Source organism: Mesorhizobium sp. B2-4-1, assembly GCF_006442185.1.
Classification (GTDB): Bacteria; Pseudomonadota; Alphaproteobacteria; order Rhizobiales; family Rhizobiaceae; genus Mesorhizobium.
This window is the reverse complement of sequence record NZ_VFVN01000006.1, coordinates 257,618-284,052: the sequence shown is the minus strand read 5'-3', so window position 1 is coordinate 284,052 and position 26,435 is coordinate 257,618. Positions and strand designations below refer to the sequence as shown.

23 protein-coding genes, 1 pseudogene and 1 riboswitch are annotated in these 26,435 nt (G+C 64.3%); of the genes and pseudogenes, 17 read left to right on the top strand and 7 right to left on the bottom strand.

Annotated elements, in window-relative coordinates; translation table 11 throughout:
• Positions 1-91 precede the first annotated feature (91 nt).
• A complete protein-coding gene (gene nanR, locus FJ949_RS17805; protein WP_140497819.1) occupies positions 92-805 on the bottom strand; it encodes a transcriptional regulator NanR in 714 nt (237 codons plus the stop codon).
• A gap of 359 nt (positions 806-1,164) precedes the next feature.
• Between nanR and FJ949_RS17800 the strand changes: the two genes are divergently transcribed.
• From FJ949_RS17800 to FJ949_RS17755, 10 genes are all read left to right on the top strand, one after another.
• On the top strand, positions 1,165-2,187 hold the full coding sequence (locus FJ949_RS17800; RefSeq protein ID WP_140497817.1) for an ABC transporter substrate-binding protein: 1,023 nt from the start codon (positions 1,165-1,167) through the stop codon (positions 2,185-2,187).
• 74 nt (positions 2,188-2,261) lie between these two features.
• A complete protein-coding gene (locus FJ949_RS17795) occupies positions 2,262-4,742 on the top strand; it encodes an ATP-binding cassette domain-containing protein (RefSeq protein WP_140497815.1) in 2,481 nt (826 codons plus the stop codon).
• The gene (locus tag FJ949_RS17790; RefSeq protein WP_140497813.1) at positions 4,739-5,788 is read left to right on the top strand and encodes an ABC transporter permease; all 1,050 of its coding nucleotides are present in this window, start codon (positions 4,739-4,741) and stop codon (positions 5,786-5,788) included. The genes FJ949_RS17795 and FJ949_RS17790 overlap by 4 nt, the downstream gene beginning before the upstream one ends.
• Before the next feature lie 95 nt (positions 5,789-5,883).
• Positions 5,884-6,711 carry a phosphogluconate dehydrogenase C-terminal domain-containing protein gene (locus tag FJ949_RS17785; RefSeq protein WP_140497811.1) on the top strand — a complete coding sequence of 276 codons (828 nt, stop codon included), beginning with the start codon at positions 5,884-5,886 and terminating at the stop codon, positions 6,709-6,711.
• A 272-nt stretch (positions 6,712-6,983) separates the two neighbouring features.
• Positions 6,984-7,925, top strand: a complete 942-nt coding sequence (locus tag FJ949_RS17780) for a D-ribose ABC transporter substrate-binding protein (RefSeq protein WP_140497809.1) — start codon at positions 6,984-6,986, stop codon at positions 7,923-7,925.
• 77 nt (positions 7,926-8,002) lie between these two features.
• The gene (locus tag FJ949_RS17775) at positions 8,003-8,647 is read left to right on the top strand and encodes a DUF2291 family protein (protein WP_140497807.1); all 645 of its coding nucleotides are present in this window, start codon (positions 8,003-8,005) and stop codon (positions 8,645-8,647) included.
• Positions 8,644-10,191 (top strand): sugar ABC transporter ATP-binding protein, encoded by a 1,548-nt coding sequence (locus FJ949_RS17770; protein ID WP_140497805.1) that lies wholly within the window; start codon positions 8,644-8,646, stop codon positions 10,189-10,191. The genes FJ949_RS17775 and FJ949_RS17770 overlap by 4 nt, the downstream gene beginning before the upstream one ends.
• A complete protein-coding gene (locus tag FJ949_RS17765) occupies positions 10,191-11,255 on the top strand; it encodes an ABC transporter permease (RefSeq protein ID WP_140497803.1) in 1,065 nt (354 codons plus the stop codon). The genes FJ949_RS17770 and FJ949_RS17765 overlap by 1 nt, the downstream gene beginning before the upstream one ends.
• A 2-nt stretch (positions 11,256-11,257) precedes the next feature.
• On the top strand, positions 11,258-12,292 hold the full coding sequence (locus FJ949_RS17760; protein ID WP_140497801.1) for a Gfo/Idh/MocA family oxidoreductase: 1,035 nt from the start codon (positions 11,258-11,260) through the stop codon (positions 12,290-12,292).
• On the top strand, positions 12,289-14,118 hold the full coding sequence (locus FJ949_RS17755; RefSeq protein ID WP_140497799.1) for a hypothetical protein: 1,830 nt from the start codon (positions 12,289-12,291) through the stop codon (positions 14,116-14,118). Before FJ949_RS17760 ends, FJ949_RS17755 begins: the two co-directional genes overlap by 4 nt.
• Before the next feature lie 2 nt (positions 14,119-14,120).
• Here FJ949_RS17755 and FJ949_RS17750 read toward each other — a convergent pair whose 3' ends face one another.
• Positions 14,121-14,834 carry a transcriptional regulator NanR gene (locus tag FJ949_RS17750; protein WP_140497797.1) on the bottom strand — a complete coding sequence of 238 codons (714 nt, stop codon included), beginning with the start codon at positions 14,832-14,834 and terminating at the stop codon, positions 14,121-14,123.
• A 283-nt stretch (positions 14,835-15,117) separates the two neighbouring features.
• On the opposite strand from FJ949_RS17750, the gene oiaX reads away from it, so the two are divergent.
• Complete coding sequence (oiaX, locus tag FJ949_RS17745) at positions 15,118-16,368, top strand: 3-oxo-isoapionate-4-phosphate decarboxylase OiaX (protein ID WP_140497795.1); 1,251 nt, start codon at positions 15,118-15,120, stop codon at positions 16,366-16,368.
• Between the two features lie 8 nt (positions 16,369-16,376).
• Complete coding sequence (locus tag FJ949_RS17740; RefSeq protein ID WP_140497793.1) at positions 16,377-17,699, top strand: four-carbon acid sugar kinase family protein; 1,323 nt, start codon at positions 16,377-16,379, stop codon at positions 17,697-17,699.
• Positions 17,700-17,780: 81 nt separating this feature from the next.
• Here the strand turns inward: FJ949_RS17740 and FJ949_RS17735 are convergent, their stop codons facing one another.
• Positions 17,781-18,599, bottom strand: coding sequence for a methyltransferase domain-containing protein (locus tag FJ949_RS17735; RefSeq protein WP_140497791.1), 819 nt, complete (start codon positions 18,597-18,599; stop codon positions 17,781-17,783).
• A gap of 146 nt (positions 18,600-18,745) precedes the next feature.
• Complete coding sequence (locus tag FJ949_RS17730; RefSeq protein ID WP_140497789.1) at positions 18,746-19,285, bottom strand: Lrp/AsnC family transcriptional regulator; 540 nt, start codon at positions 19,283-19,285, stop codon at positions 18,746-18,748.
• 49 nt (positions 19,286-19,334) lie between these two features.
• Here FJ949_RS17730 and FJ949_RS17725 point away from each other — a divergent pair.
• The 4 genes and pseudogenes from FJ949_RS17725 to dhaL all read left to right on the top strand — a co-directional run bounded on the left by FJ949_RS17725 (position 19,335) and on the right by dhaL (position 23,064).
• Positions 19,335-20,521: pseudogene (locus FJ949_RS17725) on the top strand (MFS transporter).
• Positions 20,522-20,580: 59 nt separating this feature from the next.
• A riboswitch (FMN riboswitch) is annotated at positions 20,581-20,783 on the top strand.
• 76 nt (positions 20,784-20,859) lie between these two features.
• Positions 20,860-21,333 (top strand): 6,7-dimethyl-8-ribityllumazine synthase, encoded by a 474-nt coding sequence (locus FJ949_RS17720; protein WP_140497787.1) that lies wholly within the window; start codon positions 20,860-20,862, stop codon positions 21,331-21,333.
• Between the two features lie 77 nt (positions 21,334-21,410).
• Positions 21,411-22,418, top strand: a complete 1,008-nt coding sequence (locus tag FJ949_RS17715) for a dihydroxyacetone kinase subunit DhaK (protein ID WP_140497785.1) — start codon at positions 21,411-21,413, stop codon at positions 22,416-22,418.
• Positions 22,419-22,428: 10 nt separating this feature from the next.
• Positions 22,429-23,064 carry a dihydroxyacetone kinase subunit DhaL gene (gene dhaL, locus FJ949_RS17710; protein ID WP_181172064.1) on the top strand — a complete coding sequence of 212 codons (636 nt, stop codon included), beginning with the start codon at positions 22,429-22,431 and terminating at the stop codon, positions 23,062-23,064.
• Here the strand turns inward: dhaL and FJ949_RS17705 are convergent.
• From FJ949_RS17705 to FJ949_RS17695, 3 genes are read right to left on the bottom strand one after another with little or no spacing between them, the layout of a single operon-like run.
• Positions 23,061-23,504: an RpiB/LacA/LacB family sugar-phosphate isomerase gene (locus tag FJ949_RS17705; protein ID WP_140497783.1), complete on the bottom strand. Its 444-nt coding sequence runs from the start codon at positions 23,502-23,504 to the stop codon at positions 23,061-23,063. The genes dhaL and FJ949_RS17705 overlap by 4 nt on opposite strands.
• Before the next feature lie 34 nt (positions 23,505-23,538).
• A complete protein-coding gene (locus tag FJ949_RS17700) occupies positions 23,539-24,297 on the bottom strand; it encodes a triose-phosphate isomerase (RefSeq protein WP_140497781.1) in 759 nt (252 codons plus the stop codon).
• Between the two features lie 18 nt (positions 24,298-24,315).
• Positions 24,316-25,086 (bottom strand): DeoR/GlpR family DNA-binding transcription regulator, encoded by a 771-nt coding sequence (locus FJ949_RS17695; RefSeq protein ID WP_140497779.1) that lies wholly within the window; start codon positions 25,084-25,086, stop codon positions 24,316-24,318.
• Between the two features lie 263 nt (positions 25,087-25,349).
• On the opposite strand from FJ949_RS17695, the gene fba reads away from it, so the two are divergent.
• Positions 25,350-26,414: a class II fructose-bisphosphate aldolase gene (gene fba / locus FJ949_RS17690; protein ID WP_140497777.1), complete on the top strand. Its 1,065-nt coding sequence runs from the start codon at positions 25,350-25,352 to the stop codon at positions 26,412-26,414.
• Positions 26,415-26,435 lie beyond the last annotated feature (21 nt).

Here is a 26,435-nt window from a genome sequence, read left to right as displayed (position 1 = left end):
CTGGAATGACGTTCACGGAGTGACCGTTAGCACCAAAAAGAAATCATGTCATCATATGAGTTTTCTCGGGCAAAAAAATTTCGGCGGCCGCTCAGCCGGCTCCGCCGCCGGCCAGTTTCGAATAGAGCTCGTTGGCGCGGCCAATGTGGTCGGCCATTGCCGCGCTCGCGCCTTCCGGATCGCCGCCGGCGATTGCCTTGTAGATCCGCTCATGCTCCTCGACCGTCAGCCGCTCGGCGCCTTTCATCGCCACCAGATCCCGCTTGAAACGGGACAGCCATTCGAGCATTCCCTTCGCCACCGCCGCTATCATCGAATTGCCGCTCATCTCCGCAATGACGGCGTGGAACTCCATGTCGGCAGCTACAAACCGGGCTTGGTCGCCCTTTGCCTCGCGCAAATGACGCAAGGTCTCCGCGAGGCGTTCCAAACTCTTGGCCGTAGCGCGCCGCGTGGCTATCCGAACCAGGCCGGTTTCCAGCAAGAGCCTGACTTCCTTGAGTTCTTCAAGCCCGCGAGAGTTCGTCGCCAGCATCATGACCATCGCCGCTGAGACCTGATCGACGATGACATCAGGCGTCGGATTGATGACGCGGGCACGTTCTCCGTGCGAGATCCTGATAAGTCCCATCTGCTGCAGCGACAGCATCGCTTCCCGGATCGAGGGCCGGCCGACGCCGATCATCGTCATCAGTTCCTTTTCCGACGGCAATTGAGAGCCGGGCGGGAATTCGGATGTCGAGATTGCCGCCATCAACCGGTCAAGCACCTCCACATACAGTTTCTTTTTCTGGACCGGCTCCATCCGTCCCTCCCTGGGTGTTCGCGGAACAATCGATCCCGAGTCGCGTCGGCAGACAAGGGTCCCGCCATCGATTGACATTACATATATGATGACCTAACGTCCGTCTACGGCCGGATTTGGACCGGTCGCCAGTTGCCGGGGCAGGCCGGCTCCGTTTGGCCAAGGAAAGAACGAAGCCGACGGCTGAGCTCGTCTCGTCCTTAAATCAAAGGAGGTTTCGGCAATCGAGGTTCCGGTGCCCGCTTGCCTATTTGGTATGCTGGTATAACATGTAGCTGGTATGGCGTCTTTCGGAGGATGTCGTAACGGAATGGCAGAAGGCCGACGTATCGGCCGGTGTTTTTTGGGAGGAAAATATCATGAAGTTTTCAACCGTGGCGGCGCTTGCCGGCGCCGCGCTAGTCAGCGTCTCGGCTGTGCCGGCAATGGCGTCACCGGATGCGCCGGTGATCGCGCTCGCCAACGCCTATTACGGCAACACCTGGCGGCACCAGATGGTGGAGGCTTTCGAAGCCTCGGCCAAGGAAGCCAAGGCGGCCGGTCAGATTGCCGACTACATCGTCATGAACGGCGACGGCTCGGTGGCGCAGCAGAACAGCCAGATCGCCGAGCTGATCCTCAAGAAGGTCGACGTGCTCGCCGTCGATGCCGCGTCGGAAACCGCGGTCAACGGGATCATCGAAAAAGCCTGCAAGGCCGGCATCATCGTCGTTTCGTTCGATTCGGTCGCCTCGGCGCCCTGCAACTACCAGCTCAACTTCGACTTCAAGGGCTACAAGGCAGCCCAGGCCGAGGCCGTCTTCAAGATGATCGGCGGCAAAGGCAACGTCATCCAGGTGCGCGGCGTCAAGGGTTCGGCGCCCGACAACGACATGTTCAACGCGCAACAGTCGGTGCTGGCCAAATATCCCGATGTCAAGGTTGTCGCCACGGTCTATGGCCAGGCGACCGCGTCGGTCGCGCAGGCGGCCATCGCCAACGTGCTGCCCTCCCTGCCGCATGTCGACGCCGTGCTCGCACAAGGCGGCAGCGACGATGTCGGCATCGCCCAGGCATTCGTCCAGTATGGCGGCGACTATGCCGGCAAGATGCCGATCATCGAAGGCGGCGGCGGCACCGACTTCGTCAAATGGTGGGCCGAGGAGAACGCCAAGAACGGCTACCAGACGGTATCCATGAACACGACGCCCGGCATTGGCGGCGCCGCCTTCTGGCTCGGCCTGTCGCTGCTCAAGGGCGCCAAGGCACCCAAGATGATGATCATGCCGGTGGCCACCGTCGATGCCGGCAACCTCAAGGAATATGCAAAGCTGCCTGGCGGCCAGATCATCAGCCCCAGCTATTCGCTCGACTGGGTCAAGCAGAACCTGCTGAGCAAGTAAGATTGGCAATGCCAGGGACCGGGCGCCGCGGAACGGCCGCGCCCGGTCCCTGCCCGTGAAGAAACGGAGGACGAATGTCCCATCTCGCCGTAGCCCCGGAAGGCGCAGCCGCCGCGGTGCTCACCGATCCGACCCGGCAGAGCGTTGTTTCGCTTTCCGGGATCACCAAGAGCTTCGGACCGACGCTGGCGAATGCAGAGATCGACCTCGCCGTCTCCACCGGCGAGATCATCGGGCTGGTCGGCGGCAACGGCGCCGGCAAATCGACGCTGATGCGCATCCTGTGCGGGGCGATGTGGCCGACCCTGGGCTCGATTTCGTTTGCCGGCCAGAATATCGGCTTCGCCGGCTACGACACGGCGGAAGCACAGCGCCGCGGCATCCGCATGGTGCACCAGGAATTGTCGCTGTGCGCCAACCTCTCGGTGGCCGAAAACTTCTTCCTGGAAATTCCGGCGGATGCCGCCAACCGGCCGGGCTGGCGGGCACTCTACAGGGCGCGCGCCCGCTCGGCGCTGGACGCCGTCTTCCCCGCAAACGGCATCGATGTGAATGCCGAAGTCGGCCACCTCTCCATCGCCGAACGGCAAATGGTCGAGATTGCGCGCGCCGCCGCGACCCCCGGTGTCAAGCTGATCGTTCTTGACGAACCGACCTCCTCGCTCGATCTCGATCGCTCGAGACAGTTGCGGGCCTTCATCCGCGAGCGGGCCAAATCCGGCCTCGCCTTCATCTTCATCAGCCACAAGCTTCAGGAAATCATCGACATCGCCACCCAGGTGGTCGTGCTGCGCAATGGACGCACCGCCTGGCGCGGCGATGTGGCCGAGACGTCGATCGGCAGGCTGGTGCAGCTCATGGGGGGCGACGCCAACTCGATCCACCAGCATGGTACCGCCACCACCGGCAGCCGCGAAGCGCTGGTGCGATTGTCCGGGTTCCTGACGGCCGAACTCGGCCGCGACATCGAGATCGGCCGCGGTGAAATCATCGGATTGGCAGGCCTCGAAGGCAGCGGCCAGAAGGAGTTGCTGCACGCAATCTTCAAGCCCGATTCCGGAACGGATGCGGCCGTCGCCAGGAACGGTGAAGCCGGTTTCATCGCGGGCGACCGCCAGAAGGAAGGCGTGTTCCCCTTGTGGAGCGTGCTTGGGAACATCAGCATCGGCGCCCTGGCACGCCGCCCGGCGCTGGGCCTGGTCTCGGACCGCGCCAACCGCGCGGCAGCGGCGGATGCCGCCGGCCGGCTGCGGCTCGACGAAACCCGCTTCGGATCCAACATATTGGAGCTCAGCGGCGGCAACCAGCAGAAGGCGCTCGTCGCCCGGGCGCTCGTCGCCGACACGCCGATCGTCCTGCTCGACGACCCGACGCGCGGCGTCGACATCGCCACCAAGCAGGACTTCTACCGCCTCTGCAACGACATTGCGCGAGGCGGGCGCACGCTCATCTGGCACACGACCGAAGATGCCGAACTCCTGGCCTGCGACCGCGTGCTGGTGTTTTCAGGCGGCTGCATCGTCAAGGAACTGGCCGGCGAGGCGATCACGGAATCAGCCGTCGTTGGAGCGTCCTTTGCCCAGCAGACGGACAAAGCCGCCAGTGCGGGACGCAGCGGCGCTGCCGGCGCCGGGCTTGCCCGCAGGCTGGTGAATGCTGCCCCCTTCATCGGCCTCGCCGCCGTGCTGGCGGTGATGATCTCGGCCAATCCGGCGGTCGCCTCCATTTTCGGGCTCGACCTCTTGCTGATGCCGGCGCTGTCGCTGGTACTGGTGACCGCGGCGCAGATGTTCATCGTCGGCGGCAGCGAGATCGACCTCGGCGTCGGCGCGTTCGCGGGGCTCGTCAGCGTGCTCAGCGCCACGCTGCTCTACGACCAGCCGTGGCTCGGCGCGCTGGCGCTGGCTGCGGCGATCGCCGCCTATGCCGGCCTCGGCGGCCTGATCCAGGCGCGCAAGATCCCGGCCATCGTCGTCACGCTGGGCGCGTCCTTCATCTGGGTCGGGATAGGCTATGCGCTGCAGCCGACGCCGGGCGGCGCCAGCCCCGAATGGCTGTCGGCAATGTTCAACTGGTCGCTCGGCTTCGTGCCAACCTCGATCATCCTCATCGCCGCGGTGGCAATCGTGGTGTTCGTGATCGACCGGCTGCCGCTCGGCGTGGTGCTGCGCGGTTTCGGCAACAATCCGACCGCGATGATCCGTTCCGGCTGGTCGCCGACGCGCTACGCGCTGGTGCGCTACCTCGTCGCCGGGCTGTTCGCCGCCGCCGCCGGCCTGTCGCTGACGGCGATCAACACGGCGAGCGACATCAATTCCGGCAATTCATTCACCCTGCTCAGCGTCGCCGCCGTGGTGATGGGCGGCTGTTCGCTGTTGGGCGGCGTCATCTCGCCGGTCGGCGCCGTCGCCGGCGCGGTCACGCTGGCGTTGATCGGCGCCCTGCTCGGCACGCTGAGCGTGAGCAGCGACTTCAATGCGGCGACGCAGGGATTGATCCTCATCGCCCTGCTGACCTTGCGCAGCCTGACCGCGGACCGCAGGAGCGAACAATGAACGCGCTTGCCGCCTTCAGCCCTTGGGCGCAGAAAAACCGCTGGATCTGGTCGGCGATCGGGGTGCTGCTGCTCTGGCTGGTGCTGTCCATCGTCACCAACCGCTTCAGCCTCTCCAGCCTGTCGGGTATCGTTCTGTCGGCCTCGTTCCTAACGGTCGTCGGCATCGGCCAGATGTTCGTCGTCACCACCGGGCGCGGCAATATCGACCTTTCCGTGGCCTCGGTGATCACGCTCAGCGCTTTCGTGGCGCTGCTGACCATCAAGGGCCAGGACGCCAACCTCGCCGTCGGCGTCGGCGCCGCGATCCTGCTCGGCCTTGCGGTCGGCGCTCTCAACGCGCTGCTCGTCGTCGGGCTGAACATACCGGCCATCATCGCCACGCTGGCGACGGGCTATGTGCTGGCAACCGCAACGCTGCTGTCGAACCGCGCGATATCGGGCTTCGCCGTCAGTCCGCTGTTGAAGACGCTGGCGACGGGCCGCGTCGCGGGCGTGCCGATCATGGCAGTCATCGCCATCCTGGGCGTCGCCGCAACGTCGTTCGTGCTACGCTATACCGTTTACGGACAACTGCTCTCGGCAGTCGGCCAGAACCGCGCGGCGGCGCGGCTAGCAGCGATCCGCAACAACCGGGTCATCGCCTCGGCCTTCATCATCTCCTCGGTGCTGGCCTCGCTCAACGGGCTGCTGCTGGGCGCCTATATCGGCGGCGCCTTTCTTGAAATGGGCCAGCCCTATCTCCTGCAATCCATCGCCGCGGTGGTGCTGGGCGGGACGCTGATCTTCGGCGGCTCCGCGACGGCGCTCGGCACATTGTTCGCCAGCATCCTTTTGATCCTCATCGTCACGACCATGCAGATCATCGGCCTGCCGCCCGGCGCGCAGGACATCGTCCAGGGCATCGTGGTCATTTTCGTTCTGGCGCTGGCCGGCCGGCAGGTGCTGTCGCGGCGCGCCGCCATCGACCCCGCCGCCCTCGAGAGCGCAGCCGGCGACGCCACGGCGAAACCTAAGGCGGGCGCTGCGGCAATCAGGCCGCAGTGACAATGATTTCTCTTGCCAAGATGGTAGAGTGATCATACCAGTATATAAGGTGACGATTGGCGAGACCATCGTTCAATGTTTAGGAGCAAGGCTAGATGACGACGATCGCGCTGTTCGGTGCCGGCGGCAAAATGGGTTACCGCCTTTCGACCAATTTCCGCGGCTCGCCCTATACGATCCGCCATGTCGAAGTCAGCGACGCCGGGCGCGAGCGGCTGAAGACCGGGCTGGGCTTCGATACGGTCAGTGCCGACGAGGCGCTGGAAGGCGCCGAGGTGGTGATCCTGGCGGTTCCGGACACCCATATCGGCAAGGTCGCGGCAAGCATCGAAAGCAAGCTTGCGCCGGGCACGATGGTGATCGTTCTCGATGCCGCGGCGCCGTTTGCCGGCCATTTGCCTGATCGTCCCGACCTGACCTACTTCGTCACCCACCCCTGCCATCCGCCGATCTTCAACGACGAAACCGACATGGCGGCCAAGAAGGATTATTTCGGCGGCGTCAAGGCCAAGCAGCACATGGTCAGCGCACTGATGCAGGGACCGGAAGCGGACTACGCCAAGGGCGAGGCCATCGCCAAGATCATCTGGGCGCCGGTGATGCGCTCGCACCGCGTTTCCGTCGAGCAGATGGCGCTGCTCGAGCCCGGCCTTTCTGAGACCGTGTGCGCCTCGCTGCTGGTGGTCATGAAGGAAGCTGTCGACGAGGTCGTGGCGCGGGGCGTCGACCAGCAGGCGGCCCTCGATTTCCTGCTCGGCCACATGAATGTGCTCGGCGCCGTAATCTTCGGCGAAACCAAAGGCGTGTTCTCCGACGCCTGCAACAAGGCCATCGAATTCGGCAAGCCGGTGCTGATGCGCGACGACTGGAAGCGGGTCTTCGAACCGGAAGAGATCGCAGCCAGCATCCAGCGGATTACCTGAGGGCCGCCGCTTAGATACAGATCACCTGAATTAGTGGTTGACTCATTATACCAGTTAGCTTTAGCTGTTCCCGGACTCGGATCGGTCATGCTTCGTTGAAGTTTGAAGTTGATGCGAGTGAGGACGGCGGGAGCGGAGCGAGGAGCAGTTCGGATGACAGCCGGCGATCGGCTCTGAAATCCGGGCGGCGCGCTGCCGGCCCTGCCTGACGAATTCAATCGTAGATAGAGGCCTCGAAACGATCGAGGCATGGGTTTCAACGGGAGGACTTCATGAAACTGACACGCAGAATGACGCTTGCTGCCTTCGCAGGCGTGCTGGCACTCGGCACGGCGATGCCCGCCTACGCGGCGGATCTCATCGCCATCATCACCCCATCGCACGACAATCCGTTCTTCAAGGCGGAAGCCGTCGGCGCCGAAGCCAAGGCCAAGGAATTGGGCTACGAGGCGCTGGTGCTGGTCCATGACGACGACGCCAACAAGCAGTCCGAGCTGATCGACACCGCGATCGGCCGAGGCGCGAAGGCGATCATCCTCGATAATGCCGGTGCCGACGCCACCGTCGCCGCCGTGCAGAAGGCCAAGGACGCCGGCGTCCCCTCCTTCCTTATCGACCGCGAGATCAACGCCACCGGCGTCGCGGTGGCTCAGATCGTCTCCAACAACTACCAGGGCGCCCAGCTCGGCGCGCAGGAATTCGTCAAGCTGATGGGCGAGAAGGGTAATTTCGTGGAGCTGGTCGGCAAGGAATCCGACACCAATGCCGGCATCCGTTCCAAGGGCTATCACGACGTCATCGACGACTATCCGGACCTGAAGATGGTCGCGCAGCAGTCGGCCAATTGGAGCCAGACCGAGGCCTATTCCAAGATGGAATCGATCCTGCAGGCCAATCCTGACATCAAGGGCGTCATCTCCGGCAACGACACGATGGCGATGGGCGCCTATGCGGCGCTTGCCGCGGCCGGCCGCAAGGACGTCATCGTCGTCGGCTTCGACGGATCGAACGACGTGCGCGATTCCATCACCTCGGGCGGCATCAAGGCGACGGTGCTGCAGCCTGCCTACGCACAGGCGCAGATGGCGGTCGAACAGGCCAACGACTTCATCAAGAACAAGAAGTCGCCCGAGAAGGAAAAGCAGCTGATGGACTGCGTGCTCATCAATGGCGACAATGCCGCCAAGCTGGAAACCTTCGCGCTCAAGAACTGAGCCGGCGCAACGCGAACAGCGGGGGGCGAACCGAGGTTCGTCCCTCGCTCCTTTTCACCAGGATGCCCTTGACCGCCATGCAGAAAAAGCCGAGTTGGCCGATCCTTGCCCTGACCGCCGGCATCGCGCTCAGCGCCTGCAAGATCCTTCCGACGCCATCGGCGCAAGGCGACGGCAATGCCTCCGCCTTCAACTCCGACAAGATGGTCGAGGACATCTGGGCGGCGAAAGTCATTCCCTATCTGCAGCAGAAGGCTGGACCGTTCGCCGAGGTCCATGCGCTGGCGAAGACCGATCCGGCCGCGGCCGGCGCCAAATACGGCAATCCGAAGAAGCAGGCGAATTCGCCATGGACTTTCGCGGTCCGCGTCGAAGGCAAGATCGTCGCCGCCAATACGCAGTCGCGCGCGGCCACCATCGACGTCGACGTCGAGGGTGACGGCAAGGCGGACGCGCGCGTCCAGATCGGGCCGGCGATGCGCGGCACGGCACTGCGCGACAGCCTCGACTTCGTCCAGTTCAACGACTTCACCAACCAGATCGACTTCGCCCAGTTCGGCAAAGCTTTCAACGCCCATGCGGCCAAGACGGTGCTCTCCAAGCTGCCGCGCGAGGCGCTGGAAGGCCGCACCGCCAAGGTGCTCGGCGCCTATACGATCGAAGGCGGCCAGGACCTGCCGCTGGTGACGCCGGCGGAGGCCGAGATCGGGCCGAAGCCATGAGCCAGGCCAATGGCCATGACGTCATCCTCAAGCTGGAGGATGTCTCGAAAGTCTATGCCGGCACGGTCGCGGTCAAGCAGGCGAATTTCGAAGTGCGCAAGGGCGCGGTCAACGTGCTGGTCGGGGAAAACGGCGCCGGCAAGTCGACGCTGATGAAGATCATCGCCGGCGTCGAGCAGCCGACCGTAGGGCGCATCCTGCTCGAAGGCGAAGAGGTCTCTTTCTCGTCGTCGGGAGATGCGGTCGACCGCGGCATCGGCATGGTGTTCCAGGAGCTGAACCTGTTCGGCAACCTTTCGGTCGCCGAGAATATCTTCGCCACGCGCGAGATCACCAACCGCTTCCGCAAGATCGACCGCAAGGAACAGGAGCGCCGGGCCGGTGAATTCCTGGAGCGGCTGGAAGCCGGCATCCGGCCCGACATGCTGGTCGAGGATCTGCGCATCGGCCAGCAGCAACTGGTCGAGATCGCCAAGGCGGTTTCGCTCGACGCCAAGATCCTCATCATGGACGAGCCGACCTCGGCGCTGAGCGCCGCCGAAGTCGAGATCCTGTTCAAGGTGATCGCCGACCTCAAGGCGCGCGGCGTCGCCATCGTCTACATCTCCCACCGGCTGGAGGAACTGATCCGCATCGGCGACTACATCACCGTGCTGCGCGACGGCCGCATCACCGGCCAGGAGCAGATGAAAAACGTCGATACGCAGTGGATCGTGCGGCAGATGATCGGCTCGGACGCCAAGGACTTCGCCAAGGCCGAAGGCCATGTGCCGGGCGCGGAAATCTTCCGCGCCGAGGAGATCTGCCTGCCACGCGTCACCGGCGGGCTGGCGGTCGACCACGTCTCGCTGTCGCTGCGCGCCGGCGAGATTCTCGGCATATACGGGCTGATGGGTGCGGGGCGCAGCGAGCTGTTCGACTGCATCATGGGCCGTCACGGCCATGCCAGCGGCAGGATCTTCATCGCCGGAAAGCAGGTGAAGGAGCGCGACACGACGCGCCGCATCCAGCGAGGGCTGGCCTTGATCCCAGAGGACCGCCAGCGCGAGGGCCTGGTGTCGATCCTGTCGGTCGCCAGCAATCTGACGATGGCGAGCCTGTCGCGCTTCGTGCGCCTGTTTCACATCCGCGGCGGTGCCGAGCGGCAAGCCGTGATGCAGATGGTGCGGGAACTCGCAATCAAGGTCGCCGACCCGGCGCAGGAGGTCTCGTCGCTGTCGGGCGGCAACCAACAGAAGGTGGTGATCGGCAAGGCGCTGCTCACCGGACCGAAAGTGCTTCTGATGGACGAGCCCAGCCGCGGCATCGATGTCGGCGCCAAGGCCGATGTCTTCCGCACCATGCGCAAGCTTTCGCGCGACGGGCTGGGCATCCTGTTCGCCACCTCGGACCTCGACGAGGTGATGGCGCTGTCCGACCGCATCGCGGTGATGAGCAATGGCAGATTGACCGGCATATTCGACCGCGCCGAAGCGACGGAGGCGGCGATCGTCGCCGCGTCGGCGCTGGGCCACGGACCGGCCGCACATGGGGAGCAACGCTGATGACTGACATTCCGGCCAAGGCTGCCGCTTCCTCCGCCTCCAGCGGCTCGGCGCTGCTGACGCTGATGAAGCTCAGAACCTTCATTGCGCTGATCGCTGTGCTGGTGTTCTTCTCGATCGCCGCGCCGAACTTCCTGTCGGCCGCCAATCTGATCCTGATGGCCAAGCACGTGGCGCTCAATGCCTTTCTCGCCATGGGCATGACCTTCGTCATCATCACCGGCGGCATCGACCTTTCGGTTGGCTCGATCGTCGGCCTGTGCGGCATGGTGGCCGGCTACCTCGTGCTCAACGGCATCGACCTGCAGATCGGCTACACCATCTATTTCAATGTCGTCGAGATCGCCTTGATCACGCTCGCGGTCGGCATGCTGATCGGCGCCGTCAACGGGCTGCTGATCACCAGGCTCAACGTCGCGCCCTTCATCGCCACGCTCGGCGTGCTCTATGTGGCGCGCGGCTTCGCGCTGCTTTCCTCCGACGGCCGCACTTTCCCCAATCTCGTCGGCAAGCCGGAACTCGGCACCACCGGCTTCGGCTTCCTGGGGGCCGGCCGGCTGCTCGGCCTGCCGGTCTCGATCTGGATCCTGATCGTGGTGGCGCTGGGGGCGGCCTATCTCGCCCGCTACACGCCGCTTGGCCGCCACATCTTCGCCGTCGGCGGCAATGAGCGCGCCGCGCGCATCTCGGGCGTGCGCGTCAACATGGTCAAGATGTTCGTCTACATGTTCTCCGGCTTCTGCGCGGCAATCGTCGGGCTGATCATCTCGTCGGAGCTGATGGCCTCGCATCCGGCGACGGGCGAGAGCTTTGAGCTCAACGCCATCGCCGCGGCGGTGCTTGGCGGCACTTCGATGTCGGGCGGCCGCGGCACGATCGGCGGCACCATCGTCGGCGCCTTCGTCATCGGCATCCTTTCGGACGGGCTGGTGATGATGGGCGTGAGCTCGTTCTGGCAGATGGTGATCAAGGGCCTCGTCATCATCGTCGCCGTCGTCGTCGACCAGGCGCAGCGCCGGCTGCAGCAGCGCGTTACCCTGATGCAGATGGCAAAGGCGGGCTGAGCATGGCGGAGTTGCGTGGAGCGCTGATCGGTTGCGGCTTCTTCGCCGTCAACCAGATGCATGCCTGGCGCGACATAGAGGGCGCCTCGATCGTCGCCATCTGCGACCGCGATCCGGAGCGGTTGCGGATCGTCGGCGACCAGTTCGGCGTGGCGCGGCGCTACAACGATGCGGCGGAACTTTTCACCGCCGAGACGCTCGACTTCGTCGACATCGCCACCACTGTCGGCAGCCATCGACCGCTGGTCGAGATGGCGGCCACGCATGGTGTTCCCGTCATCTGCCAGAAGCCGTTCGCGCCGACGCTTGGCGATGCCAAGGCGATGGTCGCGGCCTGTGCCAAGGCCGACGTGCCGCTTATGGTGCATGAGAACTTCCGCTGGCAGTCGCCGATCCAGGCGGTGCGCGCCCTGCTCGACAAGGGCGAGATCGGCACGCCGTTCTTCGGCCGCATCTCCTTCCGCTCCGGCTATGACGTGTTTTCCGGCCAGCCCTATCTGGCGACCGGAAAACGCTTCATCATCGAGGACCTCGGCATCCACATCCTCGACATCGCCCGCTTCCTGCTCGGCGACGTCACGAGCCTGACCGCGCGGACCACACGCATCAACCCCGCCATCGCCGGCGAGGATGTGGCGACGATGCTCATGGATCATGCCGGCGGCGCCACGTCGGTTGTCGATTGCAGCTATGCGACGAAGCTTGCCACCGAGCCGTTCCCGGAAACACTTATCGAACTCGACGGCGTCGACGGCACGATCCGGCTGGCGCAGGGCTACCGGCTGACCGTCACCGGCAAGAGCGGAACCAGAGTGAGCGATGTCTCGCCGCCGCTCCTGCCCTGGGCCTCGCGGCCATGGCACAACATCCAGGAAAGCGTGCTGGCCATCCAGCGGCACTGGGTCGACTGCCTTGTCGGCGGCAAGGAGCCGGCGACCTCGGGCGCCGACAATCTGAAGACATTCGCCCTGGTCGAGGCCGCCTATGCGGGTGCTGCGAGCCGCGAACCGGTGCAGATCGAAGCCTTGCTGCAATGACGGCCGACGTGTTCGATCTTTACGGCACACGGGCGGCCGAAGCGGCACCGATCCTGCTGCAGGCGGGCGCGCTGAGTGCCGAGCTGGTCAATGGCAATCTGCGCACAATCCGGCATGCCGGCACCGAAGTGCTGCGCGCCATCGCCTATATCGTACGCGACCGCGACTGGGGCACTTATGAGCCGGAGCTCACGGACCTGACCATCGACCAGAAGGTCGACCGTTTCTCGGTAAGCTATGAGGCGAATTGCACCGGCCCGGGCGGCAGCAGCCTGCGCTTCCACGCGACGATCGAAGGCTCCGCCGACGGCAGGCTGGTCTTCGATGTGGCCGCACTGCCGGAGAGCGATTTCGAGACCAACCGCTGCGGCTTCTGCATCCTGCATCCGATCGCCGGCCTCGCCGGCAGCCCGGTGACGGTGGAGCACACCGATGGCAGTGTGGTGGACACGGAACTGCCTGATCTGATCGACCCATGGCAGCCCTTCAAGGACCTGCGTGCCATCACCCATGCAGCGCGTCCCGGCGTCAGCGCCGAATGCAGGATGGAAGGCGATACTTTCGAAATGGAGGACCAGCGCAACTGGTCGGACGCCTCCTACAAGACCTATGTGCGGCCGCTGGCCTTGCCGTGGCCCTATGTGCTGCCGGCCGGCGAACCGCTGCGCCAGACGGTGAGCCTGCGCCTCACCGGCGGCGCCGGGATGCCCGCCGCGACCGCGAGTGCCGAACCGGTCCGCATCGAACTCGGCGAGACCGGGCCAAGGCTGCCCGATGTCGGCGTGATCGTCTATCCCGAGGACGTAGAGGCAACGCTGGCCGAACTGCCGATGCTCGCAAGGCTCGGTCCGCAGCAACTCCTGTTCCACTTCGATCCGACGCGCGGCCACGGCCTGGACGCCCATGCCCGGCTCGCCGCGGCGCATCCCGCCTCGACCACGCTCGAATGCGTGGTGGCCTGCACGGGCGACCTCGATGCCGAATTCTCCGATGTCGCCGATATGGTGCGCCGGGTCGGCCTGCGGCTCGATGCGGTTGCCGTCTCGCCTTCGGTCGACCGCCAGTCGACGCCGCCGGGCAGCGCCTGGCCGGCATGCCCGCCGCTGGAAGAAATCTATGCCGCGGCGCGGCGCGCCTTTCCCGGGATCCGCCTCGGCGGCGGCATGTTCAGCTATTTCACCGAGCTCAACCGTAAGCGCGTGCCCGCCGACCAACTCGATTTCGTCACGCACTGCACCTGTCCGATCGTTCACGCCGCCGACGATCTCAGCGTCATGCAATCGCTGGAGGCGCTGCCCTTCATCACCCGGTCGACCCGGGCGATCTTCGGCGACAAGCCTTACCGGATCGGCCCGTCGACCATTGCCATGCGACAGAACCCCTATGGCGGCGCGACCAAGGACAATTTTGCCGGCCAACGCATTGCCATGGCGAACCGTGATCCCCGCCATGCCGCGCAGTTTGCCGCCGCCTGGACCATTGGCTATGCCGCGCGCGTCGCGCCGGCCGGGCTGGAGATGCTGACACTGTCCAGCATCACCGGACCATTCGGCGTGCTGGCCGCATCCGGCGAACCTGTCGCCGAGGGATCGCCGCGGCCGATTTTCCGGGCCGTCCAAGGGCTTTGCGAACTGGCTGGGCTCGCGCATGTTGCCGCGAAAACAAGCGACGAGACGCGTGTTGCGGCGCTGGCCGGTCGCGCCGCCTCGGGCGACGTTGTCGTCTGGCTGGCGAACCTGACGGCGAACGACGTCCCTGTTGATGTTTCGGCACTGGGTCAGGGCCATCTTACGATGTCGCCCTACGCCATTGTCCGGGTTGGCTAGAGCTACTTATCGGAATTCATCACATAGAACGCACGCGAGCGTTCGAGATGCTTGATCATCGCCTTTTCGGCGCCGTCGGCATCACGGTGCTCAATGCGGTCGATGATCTCCTCATGCTCGGTAAGCGTGTATTGTTCCTTGCCGGTCCAGATCAGCATCTCGGTGTGGTATTCCTTCAGCCAGCCGAGCGTGGCTTCGCTGACGGCGACATAGATCGGATTGCCCGATATCGCCGATATCTGGGTGTGGAACTTCATGTCGGCGGAGATGAAGGCTTCGGAATCACCGCGCGCGGCGCGCTGCTCGGCCACCGTTGCCCTGAGCCGCTGCACATCCTCGGCGGTCGCCTTTTCCGCGGCTTCCCTGACCATGCCGCGCTCGAAGAAGATGCGCGCCGTCTTCAGGTGCTCCAGCGTGTCCCTGGATGAAGACAGGATGATCTTGGCCGCGCCGTCGACCTGCTTGATGATCGATTTGGCGGTTAGTTGCAGCACCTTGGCGCGCTCGCCATGCGAGATGGCGACCAGTCCCATATTGCTCAGCGCCTGCATGGCCTCGCGGATCGCCGGCCGGCCGACCTCGAAGCGCTCCATCAACTCGCGTTCGGACGGCATGTCGTCGCCCGGCTGCAGCTCGCCGCTGGTGATCAGCCGCTTCAGCCTTGCAAAGACTTCGTCGGAAAGTTTGCGCCGGACGATCGGCTCCGAACGGTTCATCGTGACGAATCACTCCCTGGCCCGGTTCCTGTTTAGCATTCCAGGCAGGATTACCGGAATGCCTGCGCCTGGAGCGGTCCCGCGATTTCATGCAATCGCCAAGCCGCGCCAGCTGTTTGTTCCAGGCATTCCGAACGAAAAACGCCGCTCATTTCCCGGAATTGCCGAAGCCGGCCCTCTTGCCGAAGTCGGGATATTGCTTGCAATACTTAGGTACTCATTATACCAGATTTCCTGCGCGACAAAACTTTTTTCGAACCCTTTTCGAGCGGGCCGACAGACCATGATCACGCTTACCTATCGCATCGAAACCTCTGGCAGCATCGAAGCGCTGGCGGCCAAGATCGCGAGCGACCAGTCGACCGGCACCTTCGTCCCACTGCCCGGCGAGACCGAGGAATTAAAGGCGCGTGTGGCGGCTCGTGTGCTGGCGATCAGGCCCCTGCCCGATGCCGAGCAGCCGTCGCTTCCCGGATCCGGGAACGGCCCCTTCCGGCGCGCCGATGTCGATATCGGCTTCCCGTTCGACGCCATCGGCACCGACCTGTCGGCGCTGATGACGATCGCCATCAGCGGCACCTATTCGATCAGGGGCCTGTCCGGTATCCGGGTCATCGACATGAAGCTGCCGGAACAATATCGGGGCGCCCATCCCGGCCCGCAATTCGGCGTTGCCGGCAGCCGCAGGCTGACCGGGGTCGAGGGCCGTCCCATCATCGGCACCATCGTCAAGCCGGCGCTTGGCCTCAGGCCGCACGAGACAGCCGCGATGGTGGGCGAACTGATCGAAGCCGGCGTCGATTTCATCAAGGACGACGAGAAGCTGATGAGCCCGGCCTATTCGCCGCTCGCTGAGCGGGTGAAGGCGATCATGCCGCTGATCCGCGACCACGAGCAAAAGACCGGCAAGAAAGTGATGTACGCCTTCGGCATCTCGCATGCCGATCCCGACGAGATGATGCGCAACCACGATCTGGTGCTGGAAGCCGGCGGCACTTGCGCGGTCGTCAACATCAACTCCATCGGATTCGGCGGCATGGCTTTCCTCAGGAAGCGCTCCGGGCTGGCGCTGCATGCGCACCGCAATGGCTGGGACATTCTCACCCGCCATCCCGGCCTCGGCATGGATTTCAAGGTATGGCAGCAATTCTGGCGGCTGCTCGGCGTCGACCAGTTCCAGATCAACGGTATCGGCTCGAAATACTGGGAGCCGGACGATTCTTTCATCCGCTCTTTCGAAGCGGTGACCACGCCGCTGTTTTCATCATACGATTGCGCGCTGCCCGTGGCCTGCTCCGGCCAATGGGGCGGCCAGGCGCCCGAGACCTATGAGCGCACCGGCCGCACGGTCGATCTCCTCTATCTCTGCGGCGGCGGCATCGTCAGCCACCCGGACGGGCCCGGCGCCGGGGTGCGCGCGGTGCTGCAAGCGTGGCAGGCCGCGGTCGAGGGCATTGCCCTCGACGAATTCGCGCGCAACCATGCCGAGCTGGCACGCTCGATCGAGAAATTCAGCGACGGCAAGGCGGCCTGAGCGAAGCCATGCAGAACCTGCTCCTGAGCTATTATGGCGACGACCTCACCGGCTCGACGGATGTCATGGAGGCGCTCGAGCTCGGCGGCGTGCCGACGGTGCTGTTCATGCGTCGGCCCGATGAGCGCCTGCTGGCGCGATTTTTCCATTGCCGCGCCGTCGGACTGGCCGGCACCAGCCGAAGCGAAACGCCGCAATGGATGGAGCAGAATCTGGCGCCCGCCTTCGAATGGCTGAAGAGCCTCGAAGCGGCGATCTGCCATTACAAGATCTGTTCGACCTTCGATTCCAGCCCGACGGTCGGCAATATCGGCCGCGCCATCGAGATCGGCCGGCGCATCTTCGGCCAGAGTAGCGTGCCGATGGTCGTCGGCGCGCCGCAGCTCAAGCGCTACACGGCCTTCGGCAATCTTTTCGCGGCGTTCCGCGGCGAGTATTTCCGCATCGACAGGCATCCGGTGATGAGCAGGCATCCGGTGACGCCGATGAACGAAGCAGACCTGCTCGTGCATCTCTCGCGCCAGACCAGTCTCAGCTCCGGCCTTGTCGACCTGGCTGCATTGCAGACCGACGATCTCGCGCAAACGGTCGACCAGGCCGTGCAAAACAGGGCGGTCATCCTGTTTGATGTCGAAAGCCGCCAGACACAGAGACGCGTCGGCGAACAGATCTGGCGCATCCATGACCAAGGCCATGGCTTCGTCGTCGGATCCTCGGGCGTCGAATATGCCTTGCTTGCCGAATGGGCCGGCAAAGGCATTGCCTCCGGGCAGGCGTCGTTCGCGCCGCCGGGACCGGTAGACCGCCTCGCGGTGGTCTCGGGCAGCGTGTCGCCGACCACCGAAAAGCAGATCCGCCACGCCCTTGCCCACGGTTTCGACGGCGTCGAGATGGATGCCATGCAACTGGTCACGGAGGGCGCCAAGGAGGCAATCGAGCGCGCCGTCGCGAGCGGATTGGCAAGCCTGGCTGCGGGGCGCAGCGTCATCCTCTACACCGCGCTTGGCCCACAGGCCGACCGTGGCGCCGAGATCGACCGGATCGAAGGTGCGCGAAACACGCTCGGGCGAGCGCTGGGAACAATCCTGCGCCGGTTAATCGTGGAACAGAAACTCAAGCGCGCGGTGATCGCCGGCGGCGACACCTCCAGTCACGCGCTCGGACAATTGGCCATCGACGCGCTGACCGTGCGCATGCCGTTGCCGCAATCGCCGGGATCACCGCTCTGTGTCGCCCATGGCGGCGGCGCAATCGATGGACTCGAAATCGCGCTCAAGGGCGGCCAGGTCGGCACCGACGCCTATTTCGAGACGATCCGGTCGGGAAGCTAGATGTTTGTTTTTGCGCAATTCCATAGGGAAAGCGCTACGCGCTTTTCCCGGGAAACCGTACACACTTTTCCTGGAATTGCTCTAAGCCGTTGCCATGATGACGTGGGCCTGAATTTTGGCGGCCACCGCGCCGCTGCCATGTCTGTCTGCAATCGCGGATGCGGCGTAGTCGGTCGCGGCTTGCAGCTTCCCTGCCTCCCGGGCCTCGATTTCGGTGCGAAGCACAGTTCCCTGGCAATAAGCGACGGCGGGAAGGCGCGGCGAGGATGCACGGCTTTGTTCGGCTCTCGTCTCGATCATCACAGGAGAAAAGCCAGCCTCCTCCAGCTCGCGACGGATCACTGCCTTGTCGTGGTAGCCATGCGGCGTGCGTGCCAGAAAGCGCGGCGGATCGTCGGGGAAGATCCTTGCGAGAGCATTCGTCACATCATCGGCAAAGACGTTCTCCTCGATGCGATCCCATACGCTGAACAGGAAATGTCCGCCCGGCCTCAGGACACGCCTGGCTTCGCGGTAGGCAGATGGCCGGTCGGGAAAGAACATCGCACCGAACTGACAGCAGACGAGGTCGAAGGCCGCATCTTCAAACGGCAGCGCCAAGGCGTCCGCCCGACGCCATGTGATGCGACCGTCGGGAGGTTGTCGCGAAGCGGCGTAGTCGAGCATCGGCTGGTTGAGGTCGGTTACGGTATAGCTTGCGCCGGGAGACAATTTCGGCGCCAATGCTCGGGTAACGACCCCGGTGCCGGCGGCCGTCTCCAAAACCGCGGCGGGCGACAGGGACGCTGCTCGCGCTACAAGATCCGCAGCGAACGGCTCGAAAATCAACGGCACCATATAGCGGTCGTAGTTTTCCGGTATGGAGCCAGCGAATACCTTGTCCGTTTCCAGCGTTGCCATCACCCGCCCTCTGCCTAGAGGCTCGGGAGATTAGCATATCATTGCTTGTTTTGCGCCGTTTTCGGCGGAGACGACCAGTCCAGCTCCAAATCAAAGAGATAGAGCATGACGTCGTCCGAAAACCGCTTCGCTATCGGCATCAGGCCTTAGTACAGGGGCTCGGCCATGTGCCTGGGCGCCGGCCACTGCGTCGTGACGCCGGGCTGCACCGGCCGCTCGAGATAGGTCGACAGCACCACGTAGCTGCGCGTCGAGGTGACGCCGGGTGTCTCGTAGAGGCGCGACAGCAGGCCTTCGAGCGCCCGCGTGTCCTCCGTGCGGACCTTCAGCAGCATGCAGGTGTCGCCCGCAACCGTGTGGATCTCCTCGACCTCCGGATATTGCGAAACCGCCATCAGCTCCGGCGTCTTGCCCCAGCCCTTGGTGTCGATATGCACGAATGCCAGCAGCGGCTTCTTGACCGCCTTGGGGTCGATGATGGCAGCCGTGCCGCGAATGGCGCCGCTGCGCCGAAGGCGCTTGACGCGCTCATGCGCGGCGGGCGGCGAGAGGCCGACACGATCGCCAAGCTCAGCATAGCTGACCGTGGCGTCGTCGACGAGAACGCCTAATATCTTTCTGTCGATCGCGTCGAGATCGCGGGGCGCCGGCCTGTTCTGCGGAATGCCATTTGTTTCTTCGTCCATAGTGGAAATTCCCGATTGTAGCCGAATAAAATACGGCCATTATGAATATATGTCGAACAGCGATCAAGCAGCAACCTTGGGTGCGAATGCCCGGCCGCCCATCCCGGCGCTGGCCTATCTCTTGACCGGATGCATCGCCGTCATCGGCTCGAACTCCCTGGTGCTGGGTCCAATTGCTCCCGCCATGGCCGTGTAGCGACCAGCGTGCCTGTCGTTATGATGGCGGCCGCCGCCTTCGGCCTCGGCACCTCGGCGAGCGCCCTGTTCCTGGCACGCTACATCGACCGGGTCGGCGCGCGCCGGATGCTTCAGGCGGCCTTGCTGTTGCTGACGTTGGCGCTTGTCGCAAGCGCGGTGGCGCCGACGGTGACGGCGCTGGTCGCCGCGCAGCTTCTCGCCGGCATCGCCGCCGGCGTCGCCATGCCGGCAATCTATGCCAGCTCCGCGGCGATTGCCCCACCTGGACGGGAAAGCGGGACGATCGGCGTTGTGCTGACCGGATGGACGCTGAGCATGGTGGCCGGCGTTTCGCTGTCGGCGGTGCTTGCCGATCTCGTGCACTGGCGGGCCGTCTTTGCCGCCGTGGCGCTGCTGGCGGCGCTGGCGCTTGGCAGCCTTACCGCATCGTCACTCCCGGATGTCAGAAAGGCCGGCCCGGCTCCAGCGCCGCTCGAGGCGCTCGGCATTCCCGGCATCGTGCCGCTTCTGATCGCCTGCGGCGCTTTCATGACCGCCTTCTACGGTGTCTATGGCTATCTTGGCGACCATCTGCACAGCGGGCTGGGCCAGCCGGTCAGCGCCAACGGCCTGGCCGCACTCGCCTATGGCGCCGGGTTCGGCACGGCGGCGCTCTTCGACGGCATCATCGATCGTCTGGGGGCTCGCCGCGTCATGCCCTTCGCTTACCTGCTCGTCGCCATCGTCTATGTCGCGATCGCCGCGACAAGCAACAGCTATGGCATGATGCTCGCCATGGTGGCGGCCTGGGGTCTCGCCAATCATTTCGGTCTGAACATGCTGGTGATGCGCCTGTCGGCGCTCGATCCGTCACGGCGCGGCACGGTCATGGGCCTGAACAGCGCGGTGACATATCTGGCGGTCTTTGTCGGCACCACCGGCTTCGGGCCGCTGTATTCGGATTTCGGCTTTGCCGCATCGGCAATGGTGGCGGCGTTGCTGATGCTGGTCGCGGCTTCGGCCGCCGCCTGGCGCACGCGCCAGCCACACAGGACGTGATGGGCCACCAGCCCGCGCGCGGTTGACAGCGGCGCCCCTGCCCTTCCATACAAAGCCGTTAATGTTCTCAGGGCGGGGTGAAAGTCCCCACCGGCGGTAAGGACTCCTGATTGCGCATGATTTCTTTCCGAAAACCGGTCCGGTTTTCGGGGTCATGCGCGGGACCCAAGCCCGCGAGCGCTTTCCGGCAAAACCGGAAGGGTCAGCAGATCCGGTGTGATTCCGGAGCCGACGGTTACAGTCCGGATGGAAGAGAACGAAACGGAAGACGGACCGCCCCGGCGGCCGGTTTTCGTATCGTGCGTCCTGATTCTGGTTCGAAACGGAAGGATGGACCCATGAATCAGCATTCCCACAAAGACTATGAAACGACCCGCGTTGCCGTTGTCAGGGCGCGCTGGCACGCGGATATCGTCGACCAGTGTGTCGCTGCCTTCGAGGCGGAGCTTGCTGCACTGGGCGACGGCCGCTTTGCCGTCGAAATCTTCGACGTGCCCGGCGCCTACGAGATCCCGCTGCACGCCAAGACATTGGCCGAGACGGGTCGCTACGCCGCGATCCTCGGCGCTGCCTTCGTCGTCAATGGCGGCATCTACCGGCACGAATTCGTCGCCGGCGCGGTCATCGACGGCATGATGAATGTGCAGTTGACGACCGGCGTGCCGGTGCTTTCGGCGGTACTGACGCCGCACAATTACCACGACAGCTCCGAGCACCACCGCTTCTTCCTCGAGCACTTCCAGGTAAAGGGCAAGGAAGCGGCCGGCGCATGCCTCCAGATTCTGGCGGCGCGAAGGCACATCGCCGCCTGAAACAGCCGAGAGCGGGGTGGAAATCGCGGTAACAGCCTGTAGTATCTCGGGAAAATGCCGAGTTCGGGAGGATGCCGGTGCAGACCAAGAAGATCATCAATGACGGCAACCGTGCCGTCGACGAGATGCTAGAGGGGATTCTGGCCGCGCATCCCAGCCATCTCAGGAGCGCGGACGGCAGCCCGCGCTCGATCATCGCCCGCAACGGACCGCGTCCCGGCAAGGTCGGGCTCGTCGTCGGCGGCGGCTCCGGCCATGAGCCGACCTTTCTCGGTTTTGTCGGCAAGGGCCTGGCGGACGCGGCGGCGATCGGCAATGTCTTTGCCTCGCCGCCACCCGATCCCATCCTTGAATGCGCCAAGGCGGCGAACGGCGGCGCCGGCGTCCTGTTCACGTACGGCAACTATGCCGGGGACGTGATGAATTTCGACATGGCGGCCGAAATGGCCGCCATGGACGATATCGAGGTGCGCACGGTGCTGACCACCGACGATGTCGCCTCGGCACCGCGCGACCAGCGGCAGAAGCGTCGCGGCGTCGCCGGCAATTTCTTCGTCTTCAAGGCGGCCGGCGCGGCCTGTGACCGCATGCTCTCCTTCGATGAATGCGAGCGCATGGCGCGCAAGGCCAACGACCATACCTTCACCATGGGCGTGGCGCTGTCGCCCTGCTCGCTGCCGCAGACCCGGCGGCCGAATTTCGAGATCGGCGCCGACGAGATGGAGATCGGCATGGGCATCCATGGCGAGCCGGGCATCGCGCGCGGCAAGCTCGGGACCGCCGACGAGATCACCGACGAGATGCTGGACAAGATCCTCGCCGAGATGGCGCCTTCGCCTGGCGACAAGGTTGCGGTGCTGGTCAATTCGCTGGGCTCGACACCGTTGATGGAGCTCTACATCATGAACCGTCGTGTCAAACAGCGTCTCGACGACATCGGCGTTTCCATCCATGCGACCTGGGTCGGCAATTACTGCACGTCGCTCGAAATGGCCGGCGCCTCGGTGACGCTGTTCCATCTTGATGGCGAGTTGCAGACCATGCTCGACCATCCGTGCGACTGCGCCATGTTCCGTGCCGGCTGAGGAGTGATCCGTGAGCATCGATAGCGCTGACCTGAAGAGAATGTTCGATGCGATCGCGGTGGCGATCGAAGCCGACAAGGACCGGCTCTGCCAGCTCGACGGCGTCATCGGCGACGCCGATCACGGCATCGCCATGGCGCTCGGCTTCAACGCAGTGCGCGACGCGCTGGCGCCACTCGACCTGGCGGCGACCGAGCCGACCGCGCTTCTCAACATGGCGGCTAAATCGTTCCTCAACGCGGTCGGTGCGTCGTCTGGCCCGCTCTATGCCACCGCCTTCATGCGCGCCGCCGCTGCCGTCAAGGGCAAGACCACGCTAGCTGATGCGGATGTCGTCGCGCTGTTCCAGGCGATGGCGCAAGGCATGCGCGATCGCGGCAAGGCCGAGATCGGCGAGAAGACGATGATCGACGCCTGGTTGCCGGCGGCGGAAGCGGCCGGCGCCAGCAATGCGGCGGGAAAAGGTCTTGCCGAAAGCCTCGACGCGGCAGTGGACGCGGCGCGCCTGGGGGCCGAAGCGACCAAGGACATGATCGCCGCCAAGGGCCGCTCCTCGCGGCTCGGCGAACGCTCGCTCGGCCACATCGACCCCGGCGCCGCCTCGGCCGTGACCGTCATCGAGGCGTTGCGCGAAAGCCTGGCTTAGGCCTGCTTCGCTTCATCGAGCTTGTTGATCGCCTGAACATTGCCGGCCGACGGTCCCTTCTCGTCGAACTCCGAGGCCAACCAGGTATCGACGATCGCCTTGGCGAGTTCCGGGCCGATGACCCGGGCGCCCATGGTGATGATCTGCGCGTTGTTGGATTTGGCGGCGCGCTCGGCGGAATAGGTGTCATGGGTGAGTGCGGCGCGGATGCCGGGCACCTTGTTGGCCGAGATCGAGACGCCGATGCCGGTGCCGCAGAACAGGATGCCGCGGTCGTTCTCGCCATCGATGATCGTCTGGGCGAGCTTTTGCGACAGGTCGGCATAAAAGCCGGCCTGGCTGAGGTCGCTGACGGTGAGGCCGGACTTTGTCGCGAGATGCGCGGCGATGACATCGAGCAGCGGCTTGCCGGCGCTGTCGGCTCCAATGGCTATTTTCATGGTCGTCTCCTTTCTTGGATGAGATTTCGTTTGTTCAGATCGCCGCCGAGGCGCGCCTGAGGATGTCGATGTAGCCCTCCGCCTGCCAGGCCGAGCGGCCGATAAAGAGGCCATCGATGCTGGGCTGGCCGATCAGCTCGGCCGCGTTGCCGGGATTGACGCTGCCGCCATAGAGCACCGGCGGGATGGACGGCAGCAGGCCGCCGGCCACTTTCTTGATCAGCGCCTGCTGTTTTTCGGCATAGACGGAGCTGGCCGGAATACCCTTGTCGCCGATCGCCCAGACCGGCTCATAGGCAAACAGGATTTTTGCCGCCTTCGCCTCGCCTTCGAGGAACTGCAATGCACCCTCGATCTGGCTGGTCAACACCGCATCGGCCTTGCCGTTTTCGCGCTCCGCCAGCGTCTCGCCGACGCAGATCAGTGGTATCAGTCCGTGCTTGACGGCGGCCGCCGTCTTCAGGCCGACGGTACGATCGGTCTCGCCGAAATGCTCGCGCCGTTCGCTATGGCCGAGTTCGACCATGTCGAGACCGCAGTCGCTCAGCATCAGCGGCGAGATCTCGCCGGTCCAGGCCCCGGCATCGGCCCAGTGCATGTTCTGGGCACCGACCTTGACCCGCGTCGACGACAGCGCCTGCTTGACCTCGCGCACCGCCGTGAACGGCGGGATGACGAAAGGCTGGATGCGCTCGTCGAAGCCTGGCACGAAGCCGACTAACGCCCCGGCGAAATCCAGCGCCTCGGCGAGCGTCTTGTTCATCTTCCAGCTTGTACCGACCCAATAAACCACGCCTGCGCTCCTTGATCCTCAATCCTTGTTGGCGACCACCGTCAACGAAACGCCGGCTGCATCCAGCGTGCCGCGAATTCCCGGCTCGGGTTCGCGCCCGGTGAAGACGGCGTCGAAGGCCTCGAGGTCGGTCAGGAAATGCAGCGCCGTGCGGCCGAATTTGCCATGATCGACCAGCAGATATTTGCGGGTCGCTGCTTCCATCATCAGCCGCTTGATCTGCACCACCTCCTGGTCCTGGTGGAAAGCGGAGGCGCCGTGGATAGCCGATGACGACAGGAAGGCGACGTCCGCGCGCAGCGATCTCAGCGAAGCCTCGGCGAGCAGGCCGAAGAAGCCGTGGAACTTCTTGCTGTACTGGCCTCCGAGCGCAATCAGGTCGATGCCCCCGGCGCCGGCCAGGTCCTGGATGACGGCCAGATTGTTGGAGATCACCGTCAGCGGCCTGAAATCGGCGAGATGCCGCGCGATGCCGCCAGCCGTCGAGCCGTCGTCGATGATGACAGTCTGGCCGGGTTCGATCATTGCCACGGCGGCCGCCGCAAGACGCTGCTTTTCCCCTGTCGCCTGCTTTTGCCGGTAACGGAAATCGCTTTCGAAGAGACCGCTCGGCTGGATCGAAGCCCCGCCACGCACCTTGCGCAGGAAACCGCTCTCCTCAAGGTCGTCGAGGTCACGATGCACCGTCATCCTGGAGATGCCAAAGCGTGAGGCAAGATCGTCGACGCTCGCCGCGCCGACGTCCATCAGAAAGTCCATGATGCCTTGACGCCTGCTATCGCTCTTCATTGCTACCGATGTCCGCCAACCGACGCTGGCTCCTCGATAAGATAACATATTTCTTCCTGAAACTATCATGATTTTTGTGATAATGAGATGTTTTCCTGGGATATTCCCGTGGCTTTCATCACGGCCCTGTAACAAGAATTGCTGCCGGGACGGTGTCTGACGGTTGCGGTTGCACGGAAATCCGGCCAGAAGCATCGGTGGGCTGGACGATGCGCGGACAGCCTGCAACCACAGGTTCGAAACCAGATACGGGAGACTATTCGTTGGCTCGCATCACACTGAGACAATTGCTCGATCACGCCGCCGAATACGGCTATGGCGTGCCGGCCTTCAACATGAACAATATGGAACAGGGCCTCGCCATCATGGAGGCTGCGGAGGAGACCAAGTCGCCGGTCATCCTGCAGGCAAGCCGCGGTGCGCGTGCCTATGCCAATGACGTGGTGCTGGCCAAGCTGATCGATGCGCTGGTCGAGATCCATCCCGACATCCCGGTCTGCATGCACCTCGACCACGGCAACAACGAGGCCACCTGCGTCACCGCGATCCAGCATGGTTTCACCTCGGTAATGATGGATGGATCACTCAAGGAGGACGGCAAGTCGCCGGCCGACTACGCCTATAATTCGGGCATCACCAAGCGCGTCGTCGACATGGCGCATTGGGGCGGCGTTTCGGTCGAGGGCGAGATCGGCGTGCTGGGCTCGCTGGAGAGCGGCGGCGGCGAGCAGGAGGACGGCCACGGCGTCGAAGGCGCGATCAGCCACGACCAATTGCTCACCGATCCGGTGCAGGCCGAGCAGTTCGTGCGCGACACCCATGTCGACGCGCTGGCGGTTGCAATGGGCACCAGCCACGGCGCCTATAAATTCTCGCGCAAGCCGGATGGCGCGGTGCTGGCGATGAACGTCATCGAGGAAATCCACCGCCGCCTGCCGAACATGCACCTGGTCATGCATGGTTCGTCCTCGGTGCCAGAGGATCTGCAGGAGATCATCAACAAATATGGCGGGCAGATGAAGCCGACCTGGGGCGTGCCGGTGGAAGAGATCCAGCGCGGCATCAAGCATGGCGTGCGCAAGATCAACATCGACACCGACAACCGCATGGCGCTGACCGGCGCGATCCGCAAGGTGCTGACGGAAAATCCCTCGGAATTCGACCCGCGCAAATATCTGACGCCGGCGATGGCGGCGATGAGGAAGCTGTGCAAGGAGCGTTTCGAGCAGTTCGGCACCGCCGGCAACGCGCCGAAGATCAAGCCGCTGCCGGTCTCGGAAATGGCCAAGCGTTACAAAGCGGGCAGCCTCGATCCGAAATTCGGCTAAACGACCAGTTCCCGGAGCGGT

Excerpts from the sequence above, each read along its gene's own strand:
- nanR (WP_140497819.1), bottom strand. The coding sequence starts at position 805 with ATGGAGCCGGTCCAGAAAAAGAAACTGTATGTGGAGGTGCTTGACCGG.
- FJ949_RS17800 (WP_140497817.1), top strand. The coding sequence starts at position 1,165 with ATGAAGTTTTCAACCGTGGCGGCGCTTGCCGGCGCCGCGCTAGTCAGC.
- FJ949_RS17795 (WP_140497815.1), top strand. The coding sequence starts at position 2,262 with ATGTCCCATCTCGCCGTAGCCCCGGAAGGCGCAGCCGCCGCGGTGCTC.
- FJ949_RS17790 (WP_140497813.1), top strand. The coding sequence starts at position 4,739 with ATGAACGCGCTTGCCGCCTTCAGCCCTTGGGCGCAGAAAAACCGCTGG.
- FJ949_RS17785 (WP_140497811.1), top strand. The coding sequence starts at position 5,884 with ATGACGACGATCGCGCTGTTCGGTGCCGGCGGCAAAATGGGTTACCGC.
- FJ949_RS17780 (WP_140497809.1), top strand. The coding sequence starts at position 6,984 with ATGAAACTGACACGCAGAATGACGCTTGCTGCCTTCGCAGGCGTGCTG.
- FJ949_RS17775 (WP_140497807.1), top strand. The coding sequence starts at position 8,003 with ATGCAGAAAAAGCCGAGTTGGCCGATCCTTGCCCTGACCGCCGGCATC.
- FJ949_RS17770 (WP_140497805.1), top strand. The coding sequence starts at position 8,644 with ATGAGCCAGGCCAATGGCCATGACGTCATCCTCAAGCTGGAGGATGTC.
- FJ949_RS17765 (WP_140497803.1), top strand. The coding sequence starts at position 10,191 with ATGACTGACATTCCGGCCAAGGCTGCCGCTTCCTCCGCCTCCAGCGGC.
- FJ949_RS17760 (WP_140497801.1), top strand. The coding sequence starts at position 11,258 with ATGGCGGAGTTGCGTGGAGCGCTGATCGGTTGCGGCTTCTTCGCCGTC.
- FJ949_RS17755 (WP_140497799.1), top strand. The coding sequence starts at position 12,289 with ATGACGGCCGACGTGTTCGATCTTTACGGCACACGGGCGGCCGAAGCG.
- FJ949_RS17750 (WP_140497797.1), bottom strand. The coding sequence starts at position 14,834 with ATGAACCGTTCGGAGCCGATCGTCCGGCGCAAACTTTCCGACGAAGTC.
- oiaX (WP_140497795.1), top strand. The coding sequence starts at position 15,118 with ATGATCACGCTTACCTATCGCATCGAAACCTCTGGCAGCATCGAAGCG.
- FJ949_RS17740 (WP_140497793.1), top strand. The coding sequence starts at position 16,377 with ATGCAGAACCTGCTCCTGAGCTATTATGGCGACGACCTCACCGGCTCG.
- FJ949_RS17735 (WP_140497791.1), bottom strand. The coding sequence starts at position 18,599 with ATGGCAACGCTGGAAACGGACAAGGTATTCGCTGGCTCCATACCGGAA.
- FJ949_RS17730 (WP_140497789.1), bottom strand. The coding sequence starts at position 19,285 with ATGGACGAAGAAACAAATGGCATTCCGCAGAACAGGCCGGCGCCCCGC.
- FJ949_RS17720 (WP_140497787.1), top strand. The coding sequence starts at position 20,860 with ATGAATCAGCATTCCCACAAAGACTATGAAACGACCCGCGTTGCCGTT.
- FJ949_RS17705 (WP_140497783.1), bottom strand. The coding sequence starts at position 23,504 with ATGAAAATAGCCATTGGAGCCGACAGCGCCGGCAAGCCGCTGCTCGAT.
- FJ949_RS17695 (WP_140497779.1), bottom strand. The coding sequence starts at position 25,086 with ATGAAGAGCGATAGCAGGCGTCAAGGCATCATGGACTTTCTGATGGAC.